Raw genomic sequence first — 26578 nt, 5'->3', positions numbered from 1 at the left:
TATCCCCTAATCATTGGTCTAGCGTCACGGCCGCCGGACGCTCCAGCCAGCCACCGGCGCCGTCAGACACCAGTTCTACGAGGTTGATGCGGTCGGGCTGGACATCGGTGATGCGCCCATCGTTCTGCCCCAGGTAGGCACCGGGCGAGACGCGATAGGTCACCTTGTCCGGCGCCATCACCAGCCCGACGATGTTTGAACCGCTGCCGATGGTGCCGACCATCTTCAGGCTGTCCAGCGGGTACTGCTCCAGCGTTTCCTTGCGCCGGTTCGGATCCGGTCGCAGGCCGCTGCCGGCATCGGACGTCGTCCAGGCGGTGCTGAACGGATCGCGCAGATTCTGTGCCGCGTACTCGAAGGTCTCGAACTGCTGCATCACCGGCAGCGGCTCCAGCGGCGGCGCCGGACGGGCACGCACGTCGTTGACCCAGTTCTGCAGATTCGGCGCATCGCCGGGTGTACTGGTGATGCTGCGCGAGCAGCCGGCCAGCGCCGACAGGGCCAGACCTGCGAGCAGGAGACGGGAACGAGCGGAAGGGATCCGGGTCATGGCGTGGCCCCAGCAGGTTGCGTGCCAGCCGCCGCCGCAGCCTTCTCCTGCGCGGCGGTCTCTTCCTCGTCGAGGTAGCGATAGGTCTTGACCGTACCCGACAGCTCGAGATTGCCGTTGGCGATGCCCTGCTTGGGATCCACCGGCTGCAGGGAGATGTCGTGCATGGTCAGGATGACCACGCGCGGCAGCGACGCCACGCCGCTGACGAAGGCGCCGAACTGGTGATAGCTGCCGACCATGCGCAAGGCGATCGGCTTCTCGGCGTAGAACTCCTTTTGGGACTCTTCGCCGGGCTGGAACAGCTCGTTGGTCAGTCCGCTGGACAGCGCGGTCTGCGAAATGTCGACAATGAGGTCGGGCATCTCGGTCTTGCTGGGCAGCTGGCGCAGCATCTGCTGCAGCACCTGCTCCATCTGCGCCAGCTGCTGCTTGAGCGGCTGCAGATTGGCGGCGCGGCCGGCCTTCTGCTCGAACTCCGAGCGCAGGGTGGCCTCCTGACTCTCCAGCCCTTCCAGCTCCTCGGCCTGCCCGCGGAACACGAGCAGATAGGCCAGGATCAGCACCAGGGCACCTAGCAGCACGCAGAACCCGATCTTGTAGTTCCGCGGCCAGCCGCCGATGTTGTTGAAGTCCAGCTCGCTGATCTTGATCTTCTTCTGGCTCATGACGCCGGGCTCCCCGGGTCTGCGGCGGCGTGGTGGCCTGCGGCGGCTGACTGGTCGCCGGCGTCGCGGCACCGGCCGGAGCGGCGGCGGGCGCGGTCGCCGGATCAGCCGCGGGCGCGGCGCCGGGATCGGCCGGATTCGCCAGTTCGACCTTGAGGCTGAACATGTAAGGCAGCGCCCGTCCGACCACCGAGATTGGCGCGCTTTGGCCCTGGCCCTGGCCTTCGGCGGCCTTGGCCTCGATCACCGACAGGTCCGGCTTGGTCATCCAGCCCGAGCCTTCGAGGTTGCGCATGTAGGTACTGACCCGCGCATTGGACTGCGAGCGCCCCTGCAATGTGAGGACATTGCCTTCCTGTTTGATGCTGGTCAGCACCACGCCGTCAGGAATGGTGCGCACCAGCGAGTCGAACAGGTGCACCATCTGCGAGCGGTTGGCCTGCAGCTCCTCGATGACCTTCTTGCGGGCCAGCAGGCGGTCTTTCTGCTTGTCCAGCGCATTGATCTCGGTGATCTGAACGTCGACCTTGGCGATCTCGCCCTGCAGGAAGGCGTTGCGTTCGTTCTGGCCGTCGATCTGGCCGTTGTAGTAGAACCAGATGAAGAGCGCCAGCAGCACCGAGATGGCCGCGGCCACGCCCAGCATGCCGTAGAACTCTTTCTGGCGTTGCGCGCGGCGCTCGGCGCGCCACGGGAGCAAGTTGATCTTTGCCATCAGTCGAAGCTCCGCAGCGCCAGGCCGGTGGCGATCATCAACGCCGGCGCGTCCTGGGCCAGCGCATGCGCCTGCACCTTCGGACCCAGCGTCATCTGCGCCAGCGGATTGGCCACGATGGTCGGCACGCCGAGCTGCTCCTCGACCATTTCCGGAAGGCCGGCCAGGGCGGCACAGCCGCCGGCCAGCACGATCTGGTCGACGCGGTTGAATTCGCTGCCGGCATAGAAGAACTGCAGCAGGCGGCTGACCTGCTGGACCGTGGCTTCCTTGAACGGCTCGAGCACTTCGATCTCGTAGCTTTCCGGCAGGCCGCCCTGGCGCTTGGCCATGCCGGCCTCCTCGTAGGTGAGCCCGTAGCGGCGCATCACCTCGTCGGTCAGCTGCTTGCCGCCGAAGACCTGCTCGCGGCTGTAGAGGCTGCGGCCGCTGCGGATGACGTTGAGCGTGGTCATGGTCGCGCCGATGTCCACCAGCGCGACCACGCCGTCATGCGGGACCGGCAGCTCGCCCGCCAGCAGGGCGAAGGCGTTTTCGACCGCGAAGGCCTCCACGTCCATCACCTTGGCGGTCAGCCCGCCCAGCTCAAGCGCGGACTGGCGCAGCTCGACGTTCTCCGAACGCGAGGCGGCCAGCAGGACCTGGACCATCTCCGGGTTGCCGGGCATGGGGCCCAGGACCCTCGAAGTCCAGATTCACTTCCTCGATCGGATACGGGATGTAGTTGACCGCCTCGAGCTCGATCTGGGCTTCCAGGTCGTCCTCGTCCAGATCGGCGGGCATGGGAATGATCTTGGTGATCACCGCCGAACCGGCCACGGCCGCGGCGGCGTTCTTGACCTTGGTGCCGGCGCGGGTCACGGCGCGGCGGATCGCCTCGCCCACCGCCTCGACCTCAACGATGTTCTTCTCGACCACCGCGTTGGGAGGCAGCGGCTCGACGGCGTAATGCTCGACGCGGAAGCGGTTTCCCACGCGCGTGAGCTGGAGCAGCTTGACCGCAGTCGAGCTGATATCCACGCCGAGCAGCGCAGATTGGCTTTTTGGGATGAGCCCCACGGTGTATCCCCTTCCGACCGGAAAACCACAACGGGCTAGTTCAGCCAGCCCTCACATTAGTAATGAATTTTTTACAACTTGCAAGGACCACAAGGCCTCCCGTGACGGGTTGCCGCTTTTTGCTAAGGATTTCCCCCAAGTACTTGTTTCCCCCCAGGAAGCCGGTCCCCGCTTCCGACTCATCTATACTCCGGCGCCACGAATTGTGCAATCGGAAGTCTCCCGATGTCCCGTTTCCGCCGCCTGCTCCGCTGGGCGCTGCTGTTATGCCTGGCTGGCGCCCTGGTGGGAGCCGTCGTCCTGGGCTTCTTCTACTACTCCATCTCCTCCAAACTGCCTTCGATCCAGTCGCTGCGCGACGTGCAGCTGCAGGAGCCGATGTACGTCTACGCCAATGACGGCAGCCTGATCGGAATCTTTGGCGAGACCCGTCGCTACCCGGTCGACATCAGCAAGGTGCCGGTCAACGTCCAGCGCGCGTTCGTGGCCGCGGAGGACTCGAACTTCTACGAACATGGCGGCATCGACCCGACCGGCATCTCGCGTGCGGTCTGGCAGACGCTGACCAAGGACGGTCGCGTGGCCGGCGGCAGCACCATCACCCAACAGGTGGCGCGCCAGTTCTTCCTGAGCAACGAGTACAGCTACACCCGCAAGCTGGCCGAAATGATGCTGGCCATGCGCATCGAGCGGATGCTCACCAAGGACCAGATCCTGGAGCTGTACCTCAACAAGAGTTTCTTCGGCAACCGCTCCTACGGTGTGGCCGCGGCGGCGGAGTTCTACTACGGCAAGACGCTGGACCAGCTGACCCTGGGCGAGGCGGCCACGCTGGTGAGCTCGCTGAAGTTCCCCTCCAGCGGCAATCCGATCAGCAACCCGGAGCGCAACCACCAGCGCAGCGTCTACGTGATCGACCGGATGCTGGAAGACCACTACATCAGCGCGAGCGAGGCGGCCGCGGCCAAGGCCGAGCAGCCGCACGCCGCGCCGCACGAGCGTCCGATCGACGTCTATGCGCCGTACGTGGCTGAGATGGTCCGCCAGGAAATGGTGGCCAAGTTCGGCGGCGAGGTACTGGACAAGGGCTACCACGTCACCACCACGGTCGATCCGGTGCTGCAGCCGGCCGCCGACCAGGCGGTGCGGACGGGCCTGGCGACCTACGATCATCGTCACGGCTGGCGCGGCGCGGAGAAACATTTCGAGGTGACCGGCGATGCGGACGCCGAGTCGCTGGCCGCGCACCTGGCCGGAATCGTGTCCGAGGGCGGGCTGGATCCGGTGATCGTCGCCTCCACCAGCGGCGACACCGCCACGGTGGTGACCCGCGACGCGCAGCAGATCGTGCTTGGCCCCAGCGCCAGCCGCTGGACCGGCAAGACGCCCGGCCGCCTGCTGCAGCGGGGCGATCTGGTCCGTGTCGGCGCCGAGCGCAAGGACAAGGACGCCGAGGACAAGACCAAGCCCGCGACCGAGGCCAAGCCCGAGTACGTCTACACGCTGGACCAGCTGCCGCAGGCGCAGTCGGCGCTGGTGTCGCTGGACGCCAACAGTGGCGCGATCCGCGCGCTGGTCGGCGGCTTCAGCTTCGCGGCCAACAAGTTCAACCGCGCCACCCAGGCGCGGCGCCAGCCGGGCTCGAGCTTCAAGCCGTTCCTGTATTCGGCCGCGTTCGAGAAGGGCTTCAACCCGCTGTCGATCGTGCTGGACGCACCGGTGGTGTTCCGCGACCGGCGCGGCCATGTCTGGCGTCCGGGCAACGACGACGGCAAGTTCGACGGCCCCATGCGCCTGCGCGAGGCGCTGGTGAAGTCCAAGAACCTGGTCTCGGTGCGGCTGCTGGATGCGATCGGCGTGGATTTCGCACGCAAGTTCATCGCCCAGTTCGGCTTCGACGAGGCCGAGCTGCCGCCCAATCTGTCCATGGCGCTGGGCTCGGCCTCGCTGACGCCGATGTCGGTGGCGCGCGGCTATGCGGTGCTGGCCAACGGCGGCTCGCTGGTCACGCCCTGGCTGATCGACGAGGTCAAGGACCGCGACGGCAAGGTCGTGTTCAAGGAAAACCCGGCCGTGGCCTGCCGCAGCTGCGGCCGTCACGGCGCCAACGCGCCGGCGCCCAGCCAGGTGGTGGACGGCTTCAACTTCGGCCCGGCCCAGGACACGCAGGCCAAGGCCGAACCGCTGGCGACCTCCAAGGCCGAGCCGGCCGACGAGCAGGCGCCGCCGCCGGGCACCAACGTGGCGCCGCGCGCCATCGACGAACGCACCGCCTACCAGCTGGTCTCGATGATGCGCGATGTGGTCCAGCGCGGCACCGGCACGGCCGCGAAGGTGCTCGGCCGCGCGGACACGGCCGGCAAGACCGGCTCGACCAACGACCACCGCGATGCATGGTTCTCCGGCTTCGCCGGGCCGTACGTGACCACGGTGTGGGTCGGCAAGGACAACTTCCGCTCGCTGGGCTACCGCGAGTACGGCGGCAAGGCCGCGCTGCCGATCTGGATCGATTACATGCGCGTGGCCCTGAAGGACAAGCCGATCACGCCCAATGACCCGCCCGAGGGCATGGTCCAGGTCAGCCGCAACGGCGCGACCGAGTGGATCAAGGTCGAGGACCTGGAGCGGATGCAGGGCGAGGACAGCCTGCAGGATCAGAACGCGACCGACGAGGCGGCGTTCGATATCTTCTGAGGCAGGGTTGGGCGAGCGCGGAGGAAGCGAGCAGCGAGCGAAGGTGAAGGCGCACGGCCAGTCACTTCCCACTCACTCCTCGCTGCTCCACACTCAGGCCACAAAACCCGAGGGGTCCGCCATGCATCACGCTCGCCAGCACGCGCAGACCCAGACCGCGGAACGGCGCCGTCGCCTGGCCCACGAGGCCGCGCGGCTGATTGCCGAGAGCGGCATCCGCGACTACCGCCAGGCCAAGCTCAAGGCGGCCAGCCGGCTGGGCATCTCCGACGATGCCTCGCTGCCGCGCAACCGCGAGATCGAAGAGGCGCTGCGCGAGTACCAGCGCCTGTTCGCCGGCCCCGATCACGCCGGCATGCTGCGGGCGCGACGCGAGGCGGCGCTGCAGGCGATGGAATTCTTCGCAGGCTTCGCCCCGCGTCTGGTGGGTCCGGTCCTGGACGGCACGGCCGATGCCCAGTCGCCGGTGCAGCTGCATCTGCACAGCGACGACGAGGACGCGGTGGCGCGTTTCCTGGAAGACCACCGCATCCCGGCCGACGCGCGCGTGCGCCGGCTGCGCATGGACCGCCAGCGCCATGCCGATGTCACCGTGTGGGTCTTCGCCGCCGACGGGATCAGCTTCGACATCGCCGTGCTGCCACGCCAGGCGCTGCGCCAGGCGCCGCTGTCGGTGGTGGACGAGGCGCCGATGGACCGCGCCTCGGCCGCCCAGGTGGCGGCACTGCTGGCGCGCGAAGAGATCGCCGGCTACGAGGCCGGCTGAAGCCGGGCGGGCCGCCCCGCTATACTTGCCGGCTCCTTCGATTCCCTGCGCGCCCGCCCGGGCGCGACGACCATGTCCGATGTGTCCCGCGAAGCCGCGCGCCGCCGCACCTTCGCCATCATTTCCCACCCCGACGCCGGCAAGACCACGCTGACCGAGAAGCTGCTGCTGTTCGGCGGCGCGATCCAGATGGCCGGCAGCGTCAAGGGCCGCAAGGCCGCGCGCCATGCCACTTCGGACTGGATGGCGCTGGAAAAGGAGCGCGGCATTTCGGTCACCTCCTCGGTGATGCAGTTCCCCTACGAGGACAAGATCGTCAACCTGCTCGACACGCCGGGCCATGCCGACTTCGGCGAGGACACCTACCGCGTGCTGACCGCGGTGGACTCGGCGCTGATGGTCATCGACGTGGCCAAGGGCGTGGAGGAGCGCACGATCAAGCTGATGGAGGTGTGCCGCCTGCGCGACACGCCGATTATGACCTTCATCAACAAGCTCGATCGCGAGGGCAAGGACCCGATCGAACTGCTGGACGAAGTGGAGACCGTGCTGGGTATCCAATGCGCGCCGGTGACCTGGCCGATCGGCATGGGCCAGCGCCTGAAGGGTGTGGTCCACCTGCTCACCGGCGAGGTGCACCTGTACGAACCCGGTCGCAACTTCACCCGCCAGGATTCGACCATCTTCGCCTCGCTCGACGCGCACGGCCTGGCCGAGAAGATCGGCGAGAAGATGCTCGCCGACCTGCGCGAGGAGCTGGAGCTGGTGCAGGGCGCCAGCCACGGCTTCGACCCGCAGGCGTACCTGGCCGGCCAGCAGACGCCGGTGTTCTTCGGCTCGGGCGTGAACAACTTCGGCGTGCAGCCGCTGCTGGACTTCTTCGTCGAGCACGCGCCGTCGCCGCAGCCGCGCGCCACCACCGGCCGCGAGGTCGAACCCACCGAGAGCAAGCTGACCGGCTTCGTGTTCAAGATCCAGGCGAACATGGACCCGCAGCACCGCGACCGCGTGGCGTTCATGCGCGTGTGCTCGGGCCGGTTCTCGGCCGGCATGAAGGCCTTCCACGTGCGCAGCGGCAAGGAGCAGAAGCTGGCCAACGCGCTGACCTTCATGGCCTCCGACCGCGAGATCGCGGCCGAGGCCTATCCGGGCGATGTGATCGGTATCCACAACCACGGCACGATCTCCATCGGCGACACCTTCACCGAAGGCGAAAGCCTGAGCTTCACCGGCATTCCCAACTTCGCCCCGGAACTGTTCCGCCGCGCGCGCCTGCGCGATCCGCTCAAGCTCAAGCAGCTGCAGAAGGGCCTGGCGCAGCTGAGCGAGGAAGGCGCCACGCAGTTCTTCCGCCCGCTGATGAGCAACGACCTGATCCTGGGGGCCGTGGGCGTACTGCAGTTCGACGTGGTCGCCTATCGCCTGAAGGACGAATACGGCGTCGATGCGATCTTCGAGCCGGTCGGCGTGACCACCGCGCGCTGGGTGCATTGCGACAACCCGAAGAAGCTGGAGGAGTTCCGCGAGAAGAACGCGATGAACCTCGGCATCGACGCGGCCGGCGAGCTGGTCTACCTGGCGCCGACCCGGGTCAACCTGCAGCTGGCGCAGGAACGCGCGCCGGACGTGCGCTTCTCGGCCACCCGCGAACACGCCCACGCGCTGGACGCGGGCTGAGCCCAGCCCGCGGCGCGCGTTCGGATTTGCTGAATCCGTCCCGGTCGGCGGGCGTCACCGCGACTGCTGCGACGCACCACGCTCATCGCGGTGCGATAAAGTTGCCAGCATGGCTCTGCAGGCGCATCCCGAGACCAATCTGCGTGACGAGATCGCCAGCGCCCTGACCCATGGGTTGGGCGCGGTGGCGGCGCTGGCCGGCGGCGCGGTGCTGATCACCCTGAGCGCGCTGTACGGCGACGCCTGGCAGCTGGGGACGGCGATCGTCTTCAGCAGCACCTTGCTGCTGCTCTACGTGGCCTCCACGCTGTACCACGCCATCCAGCACCCGATGGCCAAGGCGCGGCTGCAGATCTTCGACCACTGCGCGATCTATCTGCTGATCGCCGGCACCTACACCCCGTTCACGCTGATCGGGCTGCGCGGGCCATGGGGCTGGGGCCTGTTTGCGGCGATCTGGACCATCGCCGTGATCGGCGTAGTGTTCAAGCTGTTCTACACCGGGCGCTTCAAGCTGCTGTCGACCATCGTCTACGTGGTCATGGGCTGGCTGGTGGTGGTCGCGATCGAGCCGCTGCTCAAATCGGTCGATGCCTTCACGCTGGGCTGGCTGCTGGCCGGCGGTCTGTTCTACACGCTGGGCACCTACTTCTACCAGCGCGATTCGGTGCGCTATTTCCACGCGATCTGGCACCTGTTCGTGCTCGCCGGCAGCGTCTGCCACTTCATCGCCGTCACCGGTCAGGTGCTGGTGCCGCGCCTGCATCACGGCGGCTGACACCGCCTGCGCGTGACGGAGCCGGCGGCACGTTCTTCGCGGAACGTGAACACCCGGCTTGCCGATAGTAGGGCCTATGACGCCCGCAGATACCACGCCGCGCCCGTTCGTTCGCGCCCATCCCGTGCTGACCGCACTGGGAATCGTCGCAGTGCTGATCGTGCTGCTGATCATCTTCTGGGACTGGAACTGGTTCAAAGGGCCGGTCGAGCGCGCGGTGTCGGCCAAGACCGGGCGCGCCTTCCACATCGACGGCAACCTGGACGTGGATCTGGGCCGGATCAGCACCATCCGCGCCGACGGCCTGCGCCTCGCCAATGCGGACTGGGCGCTCAAGACCGCCCCGGAAATGGCGACCGTCCAGCACCTGGAGCTGGACCTGGACGTGCCGCAACTGCTGTTCCATCGCAACGTCTCGCTGCCCGCGATCCGCATCACCCAGCCCGTCGTCGAGCTGCAGAATCGCACCACCGCGCAGGGCGGCGGCAATTGGAACTTCAAGCGCGACGAGCCCTCGCAGGACGGCGGCATGGACGTGCGCTTCGGCGCGGTGATCGTCGATGCGCTGCGCCTGCACTACCTCGACCCGCCCAACAAGACCGACCTGCGTGTGCAGGCCAGCAGCGGCAAGCCGGACGCGCAGTACCGCGCGCCGCCGATCGACCTCACCGGCGCGGGCCGCTGGGGCGCCAACGCTTTCACGCTGAAAGGAAGGATCCAGTCGCCGCTTGATCTCACCCAGACCGAGCGCCCGTACCGCATCGACCTCAACGCCGCCGCCGGTGCCACCAAGGCACACGCACGCGGCACGTTGATCGATCCGCTGCATCTGGGCGGCTTCGACCTGCGCATGGCGCTGTCCGGCCAGGACCTGGCCGACCTGTATCCGCTGATCGGCGTGGCCCTGCCGGAAACGCCGCCCTACGCGATCGACGGCACCCTGACCCGCGCAGGCAATGTCTGGCATTACGACAAGTTCGCCGGCAAGGTCGGCGACAGCGATCTGGGCGGTTCGGCGGCAGTCACCGTCGGCGGACCGCGGCTGAAGCTGGACGCCGATCTGGTGTCCAAGCGCCTGGATTTCGACGACCTGGCCGGCTTCATCAATGCGCCCTCCAAGGGCGGACCGGCCGAGACGCGCAGCGCCAAGCAGGAAGCGCAGGCCGCCAAGCTCGCCGCCAGCCCGCGCGTGCTGCCGCAGGAGCGCTACAACCTGTCCAAGCTGCGCGCGATGGATGCGGACGTGCGCCTGAAGGCGACCCGCATCAACGCGCCCAAGCTGCCGATCGACGACATGGATGCGCACCTGCTGCTCGACGACGGATTGCTGCAGCTGCAGCCGCTGAACTTCGGCGTGGCCGGCGGCGATATCCGCTCCAACATCCGCATGGACGCGCGCCAGCCCTTGATCCGCACCCGCGCCCAGATCGCGGTGCGCACGCTCAACCTGGGCCAGCTGTTTCCGAGCGTCAAACTCACCCAGGACGCGATCGGACGCATCGGCGGCGGAATCGATATCGACACCACCGGCAACTCGATCGCCGAGATGGCGGCCAACGCCAATGGCCAGTTGGGCGTGGGCATGGGCAAGGGGCATCTGCCGCAGCTGCTGGTCGAGCTGGCCGGCCTGGATGTGACCCAGTCGCTGGGCTATCTGTTCGACCGCAACAAGCAGGTGCCGATCCGCTGCGCGTTCGCAGATTTCGGCATCAAGGACGGCCTGATGCAGACCCGCGCGATGGCCTTCGACACCACCGACACGCTCGTGCTCGGCGAGGGCACCATCAACCTGAAGGACGAGTCGCTGGACCTGGTGCTGCGGCCGCGGCCGAAGGACCGCAGCATCCTGAGCTTCCGCACGCCGCTGGATATCGGCGGCACCTTCAAGGATCCCTCGTTCCGCCCCGACCTCAAGAAGCTGGGGCTGCGCGGCGCGGTAGCCCTGGCGCTGGGCAGCATCGCACCGCCGGCCGCGCTGCTGGCGACCCTGGATCTGGGCGGTGGCGAGGACGCCAACTGCGGCGGCCAGTACGCCAAGTAAGCCTCCCCGTCATTCCTGCGAACGCGGGAATGACGGGGACTTCGACGCTATTGCAGGAACGCCAACGATCCCTGCCCTTGCGCAACAGACACCGCCAACCTCAATCGACCGACTGACGCCGAGCCGTCGCCTCCGCTGCCGGCGTGAACCCCTGCCGCGCCGGACGCCACTGATCGATCAGATACAGCGGCCGCTGCTTGGATTCCTCGTACAGCCGGCCCAGATATTCCCCGATCAGCCCCAGCGCAATCAGCTGCGTCCCGCCCAGGAACAGCACCACCGTCATCAGGCTCGGCCAGCCCGCCACCGGGTCGCCGTGCAGCATCGCGCGGGCCACGATGACCACGGCGAAGACGAACGCCATCGCCGCCACTAGCAGCCCCAGGTAGGTCGCCACCCGCAGCGGCGCGGTCGAGAAACTGGTGATGCCCTCGAGGGCGAAGTTCCACAGCTTCCAAGCGCCGAACTTGCTGTGCCCGGCGATGCGCGCCTCGCGGTGATAAGGCACGGCCAGCTGCGAGTAACCCACCCAGCCGAACAGCCCCTTCATGAAGCGATGCCGCTCGCGCAGCTGCCTGAGCGCGCCCAGCGCGCGCGGCGAGAGCAGGCGGAAATCGCCGGTATCGGCCGGAATCGGCGTCTTGGACAGGCGTCCGATCACGCGATAGAAGCCATGCGCGGTCAGGCGCTTGAGCCAGCTCTCGCCGTCGCGCTCCACGCGTGTGCCGAACACGTTGTCATGGCCCTCGCGCCAGGCGGCGACGAACTGCGGGATCAGCTCCGGCGGGTCCTGGCCGTCGGCATCGAGGATCAACACCGCGCTGTCCTCGGCGACCTGGTCCAGGCCGGCGGTCAGCGCCGCTTCCTTGCCGAAGTTGCGCGACAGGCGCAGCAGCTCGACCAGCGGGTCCTGCTCGGCCAGGCGCTGCATCACCGACCAGGTCGCATCGGTACTGCCATCGTCGATGTACAGCACGCGTCCGGTGACTCCGTCCAGCCGATCGAGCACCGCGCGCAGGCGCGGATGCAGACGCGGCAGGGCCTCCTGCTCGTTGCGCGCGGCGACCACCACAGTCAACAGGTCGAAGGCCATGGTCACTCCAGGGATTCAAGATAGTTGGTGCCGCCGATCTGGCGGACCTGACGCTGGATCCAGCCGGCGCGGCGAGCTACATAGGGCCCCGGCCGCGCGGCGTCATAGTTGCGCGGCGCCGGCAGCACCGCCGCCAACTGCGCCGCCTGCTGGGCGCTGAGCCGCGAGGCATCGGTCCGCCAGAAGCTGCGCGCCGCCGCCTGCGCGCCGTACACGCCGTCGCCGAACTCGGCGATGTTGGCGTAAACCTCCAGGATCCGGCGCTTGGGCCAGAACAGCTCGATCAGCACCGTGTACCAGGCCTCGATACCCTTGCGCACATAGCTGCGCCCGGACCACAGGAACAGGTTCTTGGCCACCTGCTGGCTGATCGTGCTGGCGCCGCGCACGCGGCCGCCGCGCTCGTTGTGGGCGCGCGCCTTCTCGATGGCCTGCAGGTCGAAGCCGTCGTGATCGGCGAAGCGCTGGTCCTCGGCGGCGACCATCGACAGCGGCAGCGCGGGCGCGATCCGCTCCAGGTCGCGCCATTCGTAGACCGGATGGAAGCGCCAGTCGCCTTCGCCCCAGGCCTCCAGCTGCCGTGCCACCATGAACGCGGAGAGCGGCGGGTCGACGAAGCGCAGCACCATCACCTGCAGCGCCGAGGCGGCGGCGATCAGGAACGGCAGCGCCAGTACCCAGCGCAACCAGCGACGGCGGCGGGAGACAGCAGGCTTGGCGTCGATGGCGGAAATCCTCGGCTGGCGGCGATGAAGCGCGATGATGTTACCTGTTCACCCCCCTCTTCCCGCAGGCCACGCGTGGGCGGGCGCTTGGAAAACGGCCGCCGCGACCGCATTGAAGGGGACCCAGGGCGGCCGGGCTGCGTCGCCATTCCCACTTCTTCCTGGATTCACCTGTGACCGCATCCGCCGACACCACCGACCTGCGCACCCGCTTCCTGTTGCCGGAGGCCGGCGTGCGCGGCGTGGCCGTGCGCCTGCGCCAGACCTGGGCCGAACTGCTCGAACCGGCCGACTATCCGCCGCAGGCCCGCGACCTGCTCGGCAAGGCCATCGCCGCCGCCGCGCTGTTCACCGGTCACATCAAGATCGAGGGACGCCTGTCCGTCCAGCTGCGCGCCAGCCGCGGCCTGCGCACCTTGTTCGCAGAGTGCACCGCCGCAGGCACGGTCCGCGGCATCGTCCAGCTGGGCGAGGCCGGCGATGCGCCGGCCGATCTCACCGCCCTGGGCCAGGATGCCCTGCTCGCCATCACCATCGAGAATCCGGGCCTCGACCCGCGCCAGCCGCAGCGCTACCAGAGCCTGGTCGAGCTGGGCACGCCGACGCTGGACGCCGCGTTCGAAGGCTACTTCCGCAATTCCGAGCAGCTGCCGACGCGCCTGCTGCTGGCCGCCGACGGCGAACAGGTCGCCGGCCTGATGCTGCAGAAGCTGCCCGGCGACGAAGGCGACGCCGACGGCTGGAACCGCGCCGGCCTGCTGTTCGACACCCTCGGCCGCGAGGAACTGCTGGGGACCGCCTCCACCGCCCTGCTGCACCGCCTGTTCCATGAGGAATCGGTATCGGTGCTGGACCAACGGCCCGTGCGCTTCGGCTGCTCCTGCTCGCGCGAGCGGGTGGAAAGCATGCTGGTTTCGCTGGGACGCGAGGAAGCGGAGGCCGCCGCCGAGACCGGGCAGGCCGAGGTCCGCTGCGAATTCTGCGGGCGCACCTACCAGTTCACGCCGGCGCAGATCGACGCGCTGTTCGAGCCCACGCCGATGGTGGCGAGCAGCTCGGAACGGCTGCAGTGAACCGGGCGGCAGCGCACGATTTCACGTTATCTTGGCTTGTTAAATAAACATAAATCAGTTAGCTTGAGGATGTCGGGAGGGGAACTTCATCCCGCTCTGCTGGTCCAAGCCGAACCATGCGCCTGCGTACTTCTCGAACGCTGCTTTCCCTGATGCTCGCCGTGTCCACGGCCGGGACGGGTGCGCTCGCACAGACGCGCGCCAATTCGACCACGATGCTGCCGGTGTGGAACAGCAACGGCCAGGTCGAAGGCGCCCTGATCCTGGAGCCGACCGACGAAGCCGCCGCCGGCGCCCGCTGGCGCATGGGCCGCAACACGCTCAGCGCCGCCTTCGGCCTGGATGCCGGCGAATCGCTCGGTTTGCTGTGCAACAACCGCAATGGCATCGGCAGCAGCATCAGCAGCCTGATCACCTACTGCAATGTCGCCCGTCTGGACGACGACGGCCAGAACAACGGCCAGCACCTCAGCGCTACCACCAGCCTCAGCCGCCCCGGCGGCAAGGTGGGCCTGAGCCTGGGCAGCGGTCACGACACCCTGCCCGCCTGGATGACCGGCAACGGCGTGTCGCCGGGCCGCTTCGAGCAGAACGACCTGGCCGTGTTCGGCCAGAAGAACCTGGGCCGCGAAGGCTTCGTTACCATCGGCGGCACCGTGGCGCACGCCAAGCTGGTGCCTGCCTCCGAGCTGACCAGCATCCCCGATCAGTGGACCAGCCGGAGCCTCAGCCTCGGCGGCGGCTACGGCGCCTTCAGCGGCAGCATCATCGGCCGCGTCGTGGACGCCCCCGGTCAGCCGGGCAAGTGGGAAGGCCTGGGTGTCGGCGTGACCTGGCGCACTCCGTGGAGCGGCCAGCTCACCGTCGGTGCCGAGAACATCGTCACCAGCGGCAAGAATCCCTTCGCTCCCAACTCGCCCATCGGCGACGACGGCACCGTGCCTTACGTGCGTTACGAGCAGGATCTGTAAGGGCGCAAAGCCAGCACGAAAGACAGCCTCTGAAAATGGCGCCGCTTCGGCGCCATTTTGCCGTCTCGTGCGGGGCGAGTGCGGGATCAGCGCAACGTGCGAACCGTTATTCCAGCCGCAGCTCGGCGTCGCCGGAGAAGGTCTCCAGGGTGATCTCGCCTTCGCCGTTGCCGTAGCGGTTGTCGAAGGAGCGGCCGGGGCCGTATTCGGGTTTTTCGATCCTGGCACCGGTGGCCTTGAGGCTGCCGCTGAAGGTCTCGCCGCTGACGTGGGCGGACAGATCCTTCGGTGCCACCAGCAGCACGCTGCCGCTGACGCTGGACAGCGAGAGCTTGCCGTTGCGGGCCAGGGCGGTGGACACGCGCGTGCTGCCGCTGACGCTGTTGGTGGACAGCTCGCGCAGGCGCTCTTCCTTGACCGCGACCTGGATGCTGCCCGACACCGTTTCGACCTCGACTTCGCCGCTGAGCCGGCCACGCAGATCGACCGCGCCGCTGACGGTCTGCAGATCGACCTGGCTGCTGTTGACCGTGGCGGTGACCGAGCCGCTGACCGTATTGATCGAGACCTCGCGCGGGGCAGCGGCCACCCGTACCTCGCCGCTGACGCTGTTGATCGACAGCTCGTCGGACGCCACGCCGGACACGTCGATATCGGCCGACACCGAGTGCAGCTCCAGCGAGGCCCGCACCGGCACGGTCAGCTGCAGGTCGGTCGGGCCGGAGGACTTGCCGCCCCAGCCGCCGTCCTTCGGATAGCGCACCTTGATGTCGAGCGAGCCGCCGCCGTCGGCATCGATGTCGAGCTTCTCCACGCCATCGCCGAGCGTGCCGCGCAGTTGGACTTCGTTGCGATCCCAGGTGCGCACCTGGATGCGGCCCTTGAGATTGTCCACTTCGACCTTGCCGCGCGCATCCAGCGGCAGGGTCTGGTTGATCGGCGTGCCGGCCTGGACGGCGGCGCTGCCCAGGAGCAGGGCGAGGAAGACGAGGTGTCGCATGATCGGGGCCTCTAGCTCAGGGCCGCGCGGCGGGTCAGCGCCAGGCGGCGGTCATAGGTGTAACGCAGGGTCTGCAGCAGCTGGGCCGAGCGCGGGTTGTGGTCGATCGCTTCCAGCACCTGGCTGGCGCTGCGATCGAGATCCTCCAGCGCCGGCTGCAGCGCCACCGGCATCGGCGCGCCCTGCATCCGCTCCAGCGCGATCTGGTAATCGCGCGTCATGCGCACGGCCTCGGCACGCAGCGGGGCGTGGCTGGGCGCCCGCGGTGGCGTCTGCGCCAGCGACGGCGTCGGCGCCGAGGACGCGGGATGCAGACCGGACTGCAGGCGCCAGCCGATCACCGCCACCAGCGCCAGCGCGGCGGCCAGGGCGAAGGGCTGCCAGCGCCGCGTGCGTTGTCTGCGCGGCGCGGCATGCGTTGGCGGCTCGGCGCTGCGCGGTTCCAGGCGTGCGGCGATATCGGGCCAGAGGTCGCATTCGGGGGCCGCGTCCTGGCGCAGGGTGCGCAGGGCGAAGCGGAGATCATCGTCGTGTTGTTCGTTCATTGGTGTGCCTCCAGACGGACCCGCAGCAACTGCCTGGCGCGGTGCAGCTGCGCCTTGGAACTGCCGACGGCCATGCCCAGTGATGCGGAGATTTCCTCGTGTTTCCAGCCTTCCACGTCGTGCAGGACCAGCACGGCGCGGGCGCGTGGCGGCAAGGTGCCGATCGCGCGCTCCAGGTCCATGCGCAGGGCCGGTCCCTGCTCGCGCGGGTCGAGCATCGCCGCGTCGTCGCCGTCGACCTCCTCTTCCCAGCGTGGACCTGCGCGCCGGCTGCGCAGTTCCATCAACGCGGTATTGACCGCCATGCGGTGCAGCCAGGTCGACAGCGCGCTTTCGAAGCGGAACTCGGGCAGCGCGCGCCACACCCGCACGAAGGTCTCCTGGGTCAGGTCCTCGGCGCGGGCGCCGTGGCCGCCGACCAGACGCACGATCACGCCGTGCACCTTGCCCACGTGTCGTCGGTAGAGCTGCTCGAAGGCGCGGGTATCGCCGGCGGCGGCGGCGCGCGCCTGTTCGACGTCCACTTCGGTGGCGTCGGTGGCGAGCGGGTCGGTGGCGAAGGTCACGGCCGAGGTCAGCATGCCAGTTCGGATGCGCGCTGCGGCGGGAAGGTTTAAGGCCGTCGCGGACTAATTGGGGATCAGCGCGGCGATCATGTGGTTGACGTAATCCTCGAACTCCTCGTGCTGCATGCGCGGCTGGTGCAGCTGCAGGGACAGCTGCAGGAAGCCGACGTAGGCCGCATAGGCCAGGCGCGCGCGGTGCTGGGCGTCGGTGCGGCTCATGCCGGCCTGACGGAACGAGGCGATCAGGTAGTCCAGACGGCGCTGGGACACGCGCTGGATGACCGGCGCGACCGCCGGATGGTCCAGCGCCTTGAGCAGCTCACTATAAATAATGTGCGACTTGGCCTCGTGCGCGACCAGCAGGAACAGCTGGCGGAGGCGCTCGCGCGGGTCGGGCACGGCCTCCAGGCTGCCGAACACGCTCTCCTGCTCGACCATCTCCCAGCGCTCCAGCGCGGCCTGCAGCAAGGTGTCGCGCGAGGGGAAATGCCAATAAAAGCTGCCCTTGGTCACACCCAGGCGCCGCGCCAACGGTTCGACGGCGACCGCGGCCACGCCCTGCTCGGCGACCATGTCCAGCGCGGCCTGGGCCCAGTCGTCGGCGCTCAAACGGGCCGAGCGCGAGGCGGGAACGGGGCGTGGCGAAGGCGCTGGCGTGTTCATCGCCGCATTTAACCATACGCATGAGCATGCAGCGGTACGTTTGCTGCAATGCATCATTTTCTTTTGTTGAATCAAACGCTTGTATGGATTGACGGCGCTCGAAACACACGCCCATACTTGTGCGTATGGTTGACACCCGCTCTCCGCTCGACGCCCCTGGATCGGCCGCCACGCGCGCGGTCGACCTCGTCGGCGCCTGCGGCATCCTCTTGGCCGGCACGGCCTACCTGCCCCCGGCAGGCGCGCTGGCGGACCAGGCGTCCGTGCTCTATACCCATGGCTTCGGCCAGACCCGCGGCGCCTGGCAGCGCACCGGCCTGCGCCTGGCCGCGCAGGGGCATGCGGGCCTGGCCTACGACGCGCGCGGCCACGGCGATTCGCAGCGTAATCCGCAGGATGTGGCCTACGACGGGGCGCAGTTCGTCGACGACCTGATCATCGTCGCCGGCGAACAGGCCGAGCCGCCGGTGCTGGTCGGTGCTTCGATGGGCGGCCTGTTCGGGCTGCTGGCCGAAAGTCGCTGGCCCGGGCTGTTCTCGGCCGTGGTGCTGGTGGACGTCACCCCGCACTGGGACGAGGCCGGGCTGGCGCGCGTGCTGCAGTTCGTCACCGCGTTTCCCGACGGCTTCGACTCGCTCGAGCATGCCGCCGATGTGGTGGCCGGCTACCTGCCGCACCGGCGTGCCCGCAAGACGCCCGACGAACTGGCCGCGCTGCTGCATGCAGGCGAGGACGGCCGCTGGCACTGGCACTGGGATCGGCGCCTGGTCGACGACCTGGTGCGCGACAGCGCCCGCCATCAGGACGACATCGCCGCGGCGGCGCGCCGCGTGCGCTGCCCGGTGCTGCTGATCAGCGGCGGCCGCAGCGAGCTGGTCTCCGAAGACAACGTGCGCACCTTCCAGGCGCTGGTGCCGCACGCGCAGCACGTCCAGGTTCCCAATGTCGGCCACATGCTGGCCGGCGACGACAACGATGCATTCACCGCGGTGGTGCTCGACTACCTGGGCACGCTGGCGCGCGCCCGGCACCCCCGCTCCTTCAATACCGCTTTCGATTCCGCTTCCGGAGCACGCTCATGAGCATCCTGGTCCCGTTCCTCGCCGTCCTGCTGGCCGGCGCGATCGCCGCCTATCACCGCATGCGCCTGGCCACGTGGGCCGCGATCAGCGGCTGCGCCCTGGTCGCGTGCTGGCTGCTCGGCGCCAGCGCCACGGCATGCATCGTGGCCGCGGTCATCGTCGCGGCGATCACCCTGCCGCTGCTGCTGCCGGCCTCGCGCAAGGCGCTGGTCAGCGCGCCGATGATGAAGTTCTTCCGCAAGGTGCTGCCGCCGCTGTCGCAGACCGAGCGCATCGCGCTGGAGACCGGTTCGGTGGGCTTCGAGGGCGAGCTGTTCACCGGCGATCCGGACTGGAACAAGCTGCTCAACTATCCCAAGCCGCAGCTCACCGCCGAGGAGCAGGCCTTCCTGGATGGCCCGGTCGAGGAGCTGTGCCGGATGGTCAACGACTGGGAGATCACCCACGTCCACGCCGACCTGCCGCCCGAGCTGTGGGACTTCATCAAGAAGAACAAGTTCTTCGGCATGATCATTCCCAAGCAGTACGGCGGCCTGGGGTTCTCGGCACTGGCTCACCACAAGGTGATCCAGAAGCTGGCCTCCATCTCCAGCGTGGTCAGCTCCACGGTCGGCGTGCCCAACTCGCTGGGCCCGGGCGAGCTGCTCAACCACTACGGCACCCAGGAGCAGAAGGACTATTACCTGCCGCGCCTGGCCGTGGGCGAGGAAGTGCCGTGCTTCGGCCTGACCGGGCCGTTCGCCGGCTCCGATGCGACCTCCATCCCCGACTACGGCATCGTCTGCAAGGGCGAGTGGAACGGCGCCAACGTGCTGGGCCTGAAGCTCACCTTCGAGAAGCGCTACATCACCCTGGCGCCGGTGGCCACGCTGATCGGCCTGGCCTTCCGCATGTACGACCCCGATGGTCTGCTGGGCGACACCAAGGACATCGGCATCACCCTGGCGCTGCTGCCGCGCGACACCGAGGGCGTAGAGATCGGCCGTCGCCACTTCCCGCTCAACTCGCCGTTCCAGAACGGCCCGATCCACGGCAGGGAAGTCTTCATCCCGCTCAGTCAGCTGATCGGCGGTGCCGACATGGCCGGCAAAGGCTGGAACATGCTCAACGAGTGCCTGGCCGTGGGCCGCTCGATCACCCTGCCCTCCACCGCCAGCGGCGGCGCCAAGGCCGGCGCGGTGGTCACCGGCGCCTATGCCCGCATCCGCAAGCAGTTCGGCCTGTCGGTCGGCCGCTTCGAGGGCGTCGAGGAAGCCCTGGCCCGCATCGGTGGCAAGGCCTACATCATCAGCGCGCTGTCGCAGGCCACGGCCGCGGCGGTGGACCGCGGCGACGTGCCGTCGGTGCCGTCGGCCATCGCCAAGTACCACTGCACCAGCATGAGCCGCGAGTGCATCGCCGACATGATGGATGTGATCGGCGGCAAGGGCATCATCCTGGGCCCGCGCAACTTCGCCGGCCGCAGCTGGCAGGCCTCGCCGGTGGCCATCACCGTGGAAGGCGCCAACATCATGACCCGCAGCCTGCTGATCTTCGGCCAGGGCGCGATCCTGTGCCATCCGTGGGTGATGAAGGAGATGAAGGCCGCGCAGGATCCGGACCGCGCCGCGGGCCTGGACGCCTTCGATCGCAGCCTGTTCGGCCATATCGGCTTCGGCATCTCCAACGCGGTGCGTTCGTTCTGGTTCGGCCTGACCGCCTCGCGCATCGGCGCCGCCCCGGGCGACGCCTACACCAAGCGCTTCTTCCGCAAGCTGGACCGCTACTCGGCCAACCTGGCGCTGATGGCCGACATCTCGATGATGACGCTGGGCGGCAAGCTGAAGTTCAAGGAGTCGCTGTCCGGCCGCCTGGGCGATGTGCTCAGCCACATCTACATGACCAGCGCCATGCTCAAGCGCTATCACGACGAGGGCGCGCCGCAGGCCGAGCAGCCGCTGCTGGCCTGGGCCTTCCACAACAGCGTGCACGAGATCGAGCTGGCGCTGTCGGCGGCGCTGCGCAACTTCCCGATTCGTCCGATCGGCTGGCTGATGTGGGCGCTGATCTTCCCCTGGGGCCGCCGCGCCGAGGCGCCGGGCGATCGCCTGGGCCATCGCGTGGCCGCGCTGCTGATGACGCCCAATGCCGCGCGCGATCAACTGGCCCGCGGCGTGTTCCTGACCCCGTGCGAGAACAACCCGGGCGGCCGCATCGCCAGCTATCTGGCCAAGGCCGTGGCCGCCGAGCCGGTCGAGCGCAAGTTCATCAAGGCGCTCAAGACCAAGGGCATCGAGGCGCTGGACTTCCCGGCGCAGCTGGACGAGGCCGTGCGCGAGGGCCTGATCACCGCCGAGGAGCGCGTGCAGCTGGAGGAGCTGCGTGCGATCACGATGGACACCATCAGCGTGGACGACTTCGACACCGAGGAACTGCGCTCGGCCGGCTACCGCCAGCAGGTGCGACAGGCCGACGCGCGCGAAGCCGCCTGAGTTTCCCGCCTTTTTTCGTTGCCCAAGACGGCGGACCTCGGTCCGCCGTTGTCTTGTCCGGAGTCGCCTCACATGGCCGCACCTCTCCTGGCGTTGCATCGCCGCCTGCAGCGCTGGCCCGCAGGCGGCTGGCTGTTCTCGCGCGCGGTGTGCTTCAAGGCGCCCTACTTCGGCAGCATCGCCCCGCGCATCACCCTGCTGGAAGTCGGACGCTGCGAGGCGCGCATCGCCGACCGTCGCCGCGTGCACAACCACATCGGCACGGTGCATGCCATCGCCCTGTGCAACCTGGCCGAGCTCACCGCCGGCCTGATGACCGACGCCAGCATCCCCGCCTCGATGCGCTGGATTCCCCAGGGCATGTCGGTGCGCTATCTGAAGAAGGCGGTCGGCCCGCAGCAGGCGGTGGCCACGCCGGCCGCGCCGATACGCGAGGCGACGGAGGGTTATGCGCTGCCGGTGGACGTGGCCGTGCGCGATGCCGCTGGTGACACCGTGTTCACCGCGCAGGTGGACATGTGGGTCTCGCCGAAGCCGGCGCGCGCGCCGCGCTCATAGGCCGGCGAACAGACAGATCAGCGCCAGCGCCGCCGGCGCGGCCTGGATCCACAGGATGCGCCGGCTCACCGTCGCCGCCCCGAAGGCACCGGCCACCACCACGCACGCCAGGAAGAACGCCACCACGCGACCGTCGCGCAGCAGCAGCCCGCCCCACAGCAGGCCGGCGGCGAGGAAGCCGTTGTAGAGCCCCTGGTTGGCGGCCAACACGCGCGTTGTCTGCGCCTTCTCCGGCGACATGCGGAAAGTCTTGAGCCCGAGCGGGCGCGTCCACAGCGCCATCTCCAGCACCAGGAACCACAGGTGCAGCAGCGCGACCAAGACGGTCAGGACGAGGGCGATGGCAGGCATGGTTCCATCCGGTCGGTGAGCAGGCGCGCAGTGTGCCGCGTGCGCGGCCGGGAAGCACGCGTCCGGCTCAGCGCGGTGCGGCCGGCTCGTCGATCTGTTCCACGCGCCTCCACAGGCGCCAGCCGATGCCGGCCGCGGCGAAGGCGGCCAGCGCACTGACCGCGGCGAAGCCGCCGATGGTCATCCCAACCGACTTCAGCCCGTTCATGCCGGTGGCAATGGCCACATCGCCGAAGCGCCACACCGCGGTGTCCACCGCGTTCTGGCCCTTGTAGCGCACGTTGCGCGGCACGCGGGTGTAGAGGCTGTGGCGCGCCGGCTCGGCCATGCCGTAGGCCAGTCCGCGGCTCACCACCAGCGCCAGCACCGTGGGCGCGACCGGGCCGATCAGCACCGGCAGCACGAACAGCGGCGCATGCGGATTGGACGAGCACACCACCAGCAGCAGCACCGCGATGCTGATCACCGACCACAGCAGGATCAGCGTGCCCGGTCCGCGCCTGGGCAGCAGCCAGCGGGTGATGGTCAGCTGCACGATCACCGTGAGCAGGTTGCCGGCCAGATCCACGTCGGCATGGAAGCGCGTGCGCGCCACCGCATCGGCGAAGGTCGCGCCGGAGTAATCGACCAACAGGGCGTAGTTGACCGTGCCGATGCCGTCGGCCAGCAGCAGCAGGATCGCCATGCCGCGCATGAAGGGGTCGGCGAAGATCTGCTTCAGGCCGTCCCACATGCTGCCGCCGAGCGCGGCCTCGTGCCCGTCTTCGTGCCGGCGCGCGCCATGCGCGCTGGCCCAGCGGCCCAGCAGCACCACGCACACGGTCGACACGCCAAGCAGCGCCGCCGACACCAGCAGCAGCGGCGCCACGCCGAGCATCTGCACCAGCGAGCGCGTCAGCATCGGCCCGGCCAGCGCGCCCAGCGTGCCGGCCACCGCGATGATGGGAAACAGACGCCGGGACTGCGCCAGGCTCCAGATGTCGGACATGAAGATCCAGAATACCGACACCACGAACAGATTGAACACGCTCACCCAGACGAAGAACACCATGCCCAGCGCACGCGGGCTTAGCAGGCCGACCGAGGTAAAGGCCGGGATGAAGGCCAGCTGGCAGACGATGAAGAACAGATACACCAGCGGCACCAGCCGCCGCCTCGGCCAGCGCGAGGCCAGCCCGGCGAACACCGGCGTCAGCAGCAGGGTGGCGATGAAGGTCGCCAGATAAAACGAGGGCAGCTGGGTCGAACCCACGGCCGCGGACAGCTGCTCGCGGACCGGGCGCACCACGTAGTAGGCGGCCAGCACACAGAAGAAGCACACGAAGGACAGCGCGAGCGCCCGACCCTCTCCCCCTTCGATCCGGTGGGGCTTGTGCGTGACCACGGGCGGCAACTCCGGCGCGTTCGATTGCCGCGCACGGTAGCCGATGCACTGCAACATCGCCAGCGCGCAGGCGCGGATCGCTAGGCGGCCCGCGGCGCCTCGCTGCGCGTGGCCAGCCAGACGCCGATCGCCGCGCAGGCGAATCCCGCGCCCTTGAGCCAGGTCAGGTGCTCGCCCAGGGTGAGGTGGCCGAACACCGCAGTCACCGGCGGCATCAGGAAGAACAGCGCGGCGACCCGGGTCGCCGCACCGCGCCGGATCAGCAGGAACAGCAGGGCGAAGCCGCCGATCGAATTGACCAGCACCAGCCACGCCAGGGCGCCGTGGAAGGCCAGGCTGTCGTCGAAGCGAAAGCCCTCGAGCAGCGCGAACGGCAGCAGCACCAGCGCGGCGACGGCATTCTGCACGGTCAGACCCAGGCGCATGTCCAGGTGCGCGGCGTGACGCTTCTGGTAGAGCGTGCCGGCCGTGATGCCCACCAGCCCCAGTGCCAGCATCGCCCAGGCCTTCAGCGGCGTGGCGCCATCGACGCGGTCGGCCACCACCAGCGCCACGCCGAGCAAGCCCAGGGCCATGCCGAACCAGCGCCAGGCGCCCAGCCGTTCGCTGCCGTCCAGGGTGGCCACCAGCGCCACCAGCAGCGGCATGGCGCCGATCACCAGGGCCGACACGCCGGCGTTGGCGCCCCACTGGAAGGCCACGTAGACCGCGCCGAAGTGCAGGGCCAGCATCAGTACGCCGGTGGCCGCGCTGTGCAGCAGGTCCACGCGCCGGCAGCGCCCCACCCGCCCGATCAGGGCCAGCGCACCGAACACGAGCGCGGCGATGCCGAAGCGCAGCGTCAGCGAGGTCAGCGGCGCGGCGTGGGCGACGGCGACCTTGCCGGCGATATAGCCGGTGCACCACACCAGCACGAACCCGATCCCCAGCAGCGCATCGCGGCCGGAACTTGGCGGGGTGTCGGGGGCTGGCGCGGCCATGTCCGGGCATGATCGCCCGCACCTTGCAGCGCCGTCATTACCGCTTTGGTCGCGTTGCAAGCCGCTGAACAGGGCGCGCGGAGGGCGTGGCGCGCTGTTCAAAAAGATCAATGGGATGAACGAGATGGCCGGCCAATCTCCGGCCGTTTGTGCATTTCTCGACATGAGCGTTATGATCCAAAACACGCCAGATCACGCGGGCATCTCGCACATGAAAAACCTCAGGGGGCGCCATCGTGCGCGATCGCTGACGATGACCTTGTTGGCCGCGCTGCTGCCGCTGGCCGTGTCCTCCACTGCACAGACGCCGACCCTGCCCGCACAGCTGGCGACGGTCACCATGAGCGGCGCCGCCGAAGGCGCGACACAAGCCGCCGCCTGGCGCGCCGCGCCGGCGCCCTACGAATCTCCCACCAAGCCCTTGCCGTATCGCACCGCGCTGTCGCCCAGCGATGTGCGTCCGGTCGCGCCGGGCTTCGACGTCGCCGCGTTCGAGGCACTGGCCAAGGACCTGACCGTGGGCCAGCGCGTCCCGGGGCTGGCCATGGCCGTGGTCCAGGACGGCCGCATCATCAGCGCCAAGGGGTATGGCGTGACCGATGTGCGCAACCCGCGTCCGATCGATGCGCATACCGTCTTCCGTCTGGCCTCGCTGTCCAAGGCCTTCGCCGGCACGATGGCCGGGCTGCTGGTCAACGACGGCGTGATCCGCTGGGACAGCAAGGTCGCCGACTATGTGCCCAGCTTCCGTCTGATCGATCCGGTCGCCACGCGTGAGGTCACCGTGGCCGACGTGCTCAGCCACCGCACCGGGCTGCGCTGGCACAACGCCTTCGATAACGACATCGAGGGCAACGCGGACTACTACACTGTCTCGCAGAAGCTGGCCACCGCGCCGCTGGGCTGCCGCCCGGGGCAGTGCTACGAGTATCAGAACGTCGCCTTCAGCCTGATCGGCGATGTGGTCTTCGCCGCCACGGGCAGCTTCTACGATCAGGCCGTGGACCGGCGGATCTTCAAGCCTCTGGGCATGAACGACGCCAGCATCGGCCTGGCCGGCATCGAGAACAGCCCGAGCTGGGCCAAGCCGCACGTGCGTGCGCGCAGTGGCTGGGCTTCGATCAATCCCAAGCCGACCTATTACCGTCTGGCGCCGGCCGCCGGCGTCAATGCCAGCGCCAGCGACATGGCGCAGTGGCTGCTGGCGCAGCTGGGCCACCGTCCGGACGTGCTGCCGGCGCCGCTGCTGGCCACGCTGCATGCGCCGCTGATCAGCACGCCGGGCGAGATGCGCGCCGGTTGGCGCGGTGCGCGCGTGGAGTCGGCCAGCTATGCGCTGGCCTGGCGCGTGCTGGATTACTCGGGTCAGCAGGTCGTGTTCCATGCCGGTGCGGTGGAGGGCTATCGCGGCCTGGTCGCGCTGGTGCCGGGGCGCGACTTCGGCGTGGCGATCCTGTGGAACAGCAACAGTCCGCTGCCTTCCGGCCTGCTGCCTACCGTATTGGATACCGCGCTGGGTCTGTCGCCGCAGCGCTGGCTGGACACCGACATGGCCAAGCAGCTGCTGCTGGCGCAGACCAATGGTCATCCGCTGCCGCAGGCCATGCACGCCACCTCCGACGACAACGTCAGCGACGACGACGAGGCCGGCGCGGCTTCGAGCAAGGCCGTGGCTGCGCCGCACTGATCTGCCAACCGGCGAACATCAGCCAAGAACGACGCCGGGCTTTGCCCGGCGTTTTTCGTTGGGAGGTCCCCCCGGCCTCGGATGCGTGGTTGCCGCAGTTCGCGCTGGACGGGTCCCGGGCTGCTGCCCGTGCGGCATGCGCCTTCGCAGTGCCGCTCACCGCGGCAGCGTCTGTTCGAACGGGTGCCCGGCCGACTGGCGCAAGTAGCCCCCGGAATCAAGACAAGAGGGTCTCTCGGTCGAGGGATCGCGGCGCGCGCGTTTCGGCTTCGCAGGGGCAGCGGTCCGTTGGACGGCGATAAAACAGTCCTTGCGAAAATCCCTTGGGAGCCGCCCTTCTGGCCGTTTGGGCCAATGGCGGCGATGGGGCTTTACCGGCGATGCCTCATCGCGCTTCACGCATTTCCTGGTAGTGCCTCATCGCCACCATTGCGGCTCCCCCTGTAGAGCGGAGCTTGCTCCGCTGCTCTTAGTTCGGTTC

22 protein-coding genes and 2 pseudogenes are annotated in these 26578 nt (G+C 68.5%); 11 read left to right on the top strand and 13 right to left on the bottom strand.

Annotated elements, in window-relative coordinates:
• Positions 1-10: 10 nt before the first annotated feature.
• The 4 genes and pseudogenes from ACFJIT_RS03045 to ACFJIT_RS03030 form a co-directional block, all read right to left on the bottom strand.
• Complete coding sequence (locus ACFJIT_RS03045) at positions 11-550, bottom strand: pilus assembly protein PilP (RefSeq protein WP_130524889.1); 540 nt, start codon at positions 548-550, stop codon at positions 11-13.
• Positions 547-1218: a type 4a pilus biogenesis protein PilO gene (locus ACFJIT_RS03040; protein ID WP_130535259.1), complete on the bottom strand. Its 672-nt coding sequence runs from the start codon at positions 1216-1218 to the stop codon at positions 547-549. The genes ACFJIT_RS03045 and ACFJIT_RS03040 overlap by 4 nt, the downstream gene beginning before the upstream one ends.
• Positions 1205-1933, bottom strand: a pseudogene (locus tag ACFJIT_RS03035) (PilN domain-containing protein); the annotation flags it as partial. The pseudogene ACFJIT_RS03035 and the gene ACFJIT_RS03040, both read right to left, overlap by 14 nt.
• Positions 1933-2992 (bottom strand): annotated as a pseudogene (locus ACFJIT_RS03030) (pilus assembly protein PilM). The pseudogenes ACFJIT_RS03035 and ACFJIT_RS03030, both read right to left, overlap by 1 nt.
• A gap of 225 nt (positions 2993-3217) precedes the next feature.
• On the opposite strand from ACFJIT_RS03030, the gene ACFJIT_RS03025 reads away from it, so the two are divergent.
• The 5 genes from ACFJIT_RS03025 (at position 3218) to ACFJIT_RS03005 (ending at position 10948) form a co-directional block, all read left to right on the top strand.
• Positions 3218-5686 carry a penicillin-binding protein 1A gene (locus ACFJIT_RS03025; RefSeq protein ID WP_379654993.1) on the top strand — a complete coding sequence of 823 codons (2469 nt, stop codon included), beginning with the start codon at positions 3218-3220 and terminating at the stop codon, positions 5684-5686.
• A 121-nt stretch (positions 5687-5807) separates the two neighbouring features.
• The gene (locus tag ACFJIT_RS03020) at positions 5808-6452 is read left to right on the top strand and encodes a hypothetical protein (protein WP_286575090.1); all 645 of its coding nucleotides are present in this window, start codon (positions 5808-5810) and stop codon (positions 6450-6452) included.
• A 72-nt stretch (positions 6453-6524) separates the two neighbouring features.
• Positions 6525-8129: a peptide chain release factor 3 gene (locus ACFJIT_RS03015; RefSeq protein WP_379654992.1), complete on the top strand. Its 1605-nt coding sequence runs from the start codon at positions 6525-6527 to the stop codon at positions 8127-8129.
• A 109-nt stretch (positions 8130-8238) separates the two neighbouring features.
• A complete protein-coding gene (locus tag ACFJIT_RS03010; protein WP_130528514.1) occupies positions 8239-8907 on the top strand; it encodes a hemolysin III family protein in 669 nt (222 codons plus the stop codon).
• A gap of 76 nt (positions 8908-8983) precedes the next feature.
• On the top strand, positions 8984-10948 hold the full coding sequence (locus ACFJIT_RS03005; protein WP_379654991.1) for an AsmA family protein: 1965 nt from the start codon (positions 8984-8986) through the stop codon (positions 10946-10948).
• Positions 10949-11048: 100 nt separating this feature from the next.
• On the opposite strand, the gene ACFJIT_RS03000 is transcribed toward ACFJIT_RS03005, so the two are convergent.
• Together ACFJIT_RS03000 and mtgA are read right to left on the bottom strand one after the other, a co-directional pair.
• Positions 11049-12041: a glycosyltransferase family 2 protein gene (locus ACFJIT_RS03000; protein ID WP_306990915.1), complete on the bottom strand. Its 993-nt coding sequence runs from the start codon at positions 12039-12041 to the stop codon at positions 11049-11051.
• Between the two features lie 2 nt (positions 12042-12043).
• Positions 12044-12775, bottom strand: coding sequence for a monofunctional biosynthetic peptidoglycan transglycosylase (gene mtgA / locus ACFJIT_RS02995; protein WP_379655700.1), 732 nt, complete (start codon positions 12773-12775; stop codon positions 12044-12046).
• A gap of 164 nt (positions 12776-12939) precedes the next feature.
• On the opposite strand from mtgA, the gene ACFJIT_RS02990 reads away from it, so the two are divergent.
• Positions 12940-13839: an Hsp33 family molecular chaperone HslO gene (locus ACFJIT_RS02990; RefSeq protein WP_130528511.1), complete on the top strand. Its 900-nt coding sequence runs from the start codon at positions 12940-12942 to the stop codon at positions 13837-13839.
• 152 nt (positions 13840-13991) lie between these two features.
• Positions 13992-14810: a hypothetical protein gene (locus tag ACFJIT_RS02985; RefSeq protein ID WP_130517666.1), complete on the top strand. Its 819-nt coding sequence runs from the start codon at positions 13992-13994 to the stop codon at positions 14808-14810.
• Positions 14811-14916: 106 nt separating this feature from the next.
• Here the strand turns inward: ACFJIT_RS02985 and ACFJIT_RS02980 are convergent, their stop codons facing one another.
• From ACFJIT_RS02980 to ACFJIT_RS02965, 4 genes are read right to left on the bottom strand one after another with little or no spacing between them, the layout of a single operon-like run.
• Positions 14917-15810, bottom strand: coding sequence for a DUF4097 family beta strand repeat-containing protein (locus ACFJIT_RS02980; RefSeq protein WP_379654990.1), 894 nt, complete (start codon positions 15808-15810; stop codon positions 14917-14919).
• A gap of 11 nt (positions 15811-15821) precedes the next feature.
• A complete protein-coding gene (locus ACFJIT_RS02975; RefSeq protein ID WP_379654989.1) occupies positions 15822-16355 on the bottom strand; it encodes a hypothetical protein in 534 nt (177 codons plus the stop codon).
• Positions 16352-16936 (bottom strand): RNA polymerase sigma factor, encoded by a 585-nt coding sequence (locus ACFJIT_RS02970; protein ID WP_379654988.1) that lies wholly within the window; start codon positions 16934-16936, stop codon positions 16352-16354. Before ACFJIT_RS02970 ends, ACFJIT_RS02975 begins: the two co-directional genes overlap by 4 nt.
• A gap of 48 nt (positions 16937-16984) precedes the next feature.
• Positions 16985-17584, bottom strand: coding sequence for a TetR/AcrR family transcriptional regulator (locus tag ACFJIT_RS02965; RefSeq protein WP_130517351.1), 600 nt, complete (start codon positions 17582-17584; stop codon positions 16985-16987).
• 125 nt (positions 17585-17709) lie between these two features.
• On the opposite strand from ACFJIT_RS02965, the gene ACFJIT_RS02960 reads away from it, so the two are divergent.
• The 3 genes from ACFJIT_RS02960 (at position 17710) to ACFJIT_RS02950 (ending at position 21695) form a co-directional block, all read left to right on the top strand.
• On the top strand, positions 17710-18666 hold the full coding sequence (locus ACFJIT_RS02960) for an alpha/beta fold hydrolase (RefSeq protein WP_379654987.1): 957 nt from the start codon (positions 17710-17712) through the stop codon (positions 18664-18666).
• On the top strand, positions 18663-21137 hold the full coding sequence (locus ACFJIT_RS02955; RefSeq protein WP_379654986.1) for an acyl-CoA dehydrogenase: 2475 nt from the start codon (positions 18663-18665) through the stop codon (positions 21135-21137). Before ACFJIT_RS02960 ends, ACFJIT_RS02955 begins: the two co-directional genes overlap by 4 nt.
• 72 nt (positions 21138-21209) lie before the next feature.
• Positions 21210-21695 (top strand): hotdog fold domain-containing protein, encoded by a 486-nt coding sequence (locus tag ACFJIT_RS02950; RefSeq protein ID WP_379654985.1) that lies wholly within the window; start codon positions 21210-21212, stop codon positions 21693-21695.
• On the opposite strand, the gene ACFJIT_RS02945 is transcribed toward ACFJIT_RS02950, so the two are convergent.
• The 3 genes from ACFJIT_RS02945 to ACFJIT_RS02935 form a co-directional block, all read right to left on the bottom strand.
• The gene (locus ACFJIT_RS02945; protein ID WP_130528504.1) at positions 21690-22046 is read right to left on the bottom strand and encodes a DUF1304 domain-containing protein; all 357 of its coding nucleotides are present in this window, start codon (positions 22044-22046) and stop codon (positions 21690-21692) included. The genes ACFJIT_RS02950 and ACFJIT_RS02945 overlap by 6 nt on opposite strands.
• 67 nt (positions 22047-22113) lie before the next feature.
• Positions 22114-23430, bottom strand: a complete 1317-nt coding sequence (locus ACFJIT_RS02940; RefSeq protein ID WP_379654984.1) for an NTP/NDP exchange transporter — start codon at positions 23428-23430, stop codon at positions 22114-22116.
• An 80-nt stretch (positions 23431-23510) separates the two neighbouring features.
• On the bottom strand, positions 23511-24410 hold the full coding sequence (locus ACFJIT_RS02935; RefSeq protein ID WP_379654983.1) for a DMT family transporter: 900 nt from the start codon (positions 24408-24410) through the stop codon (positions 23511-23513).
• Between the two features lie 211 nt (positions 24411-24621).
• Between ACFJIT_RS02935 and ACFJIT_RS02930 the strand changes: the two genes are divergently transcribed.
• Positions 24622-26097, top strand: a complete 1476-nt coding sequence (locus ACFJIT_RS02930) for a serine hydrolase domain-containing protein (protein ID WP_379654982.1) — start codon at positions 24622-24624, stop codon at positions 26095-26097.
• Positions 26098-26578 lie beyond the last annotated feature (481 nt).

It is taken from the genome of Pseudoxanthomonas sp. UC19_8, assembly GCF_042700505.1.
In the GTDB taxonomy this organism is placed as follows: Bacteria; Pseudomonadota; Gammaproteobacteria; order Xanthomonadales; family Xanthomonadaceae; genus Pseudoxanthomonas_A; species Pseudoxanthomonas_A winnipegensis.
The sequence above is the reverse complement of the archived record's forward strand: the minus strand, read 5'-3'. Positions and strand labels throughout refer to the sequence as shown.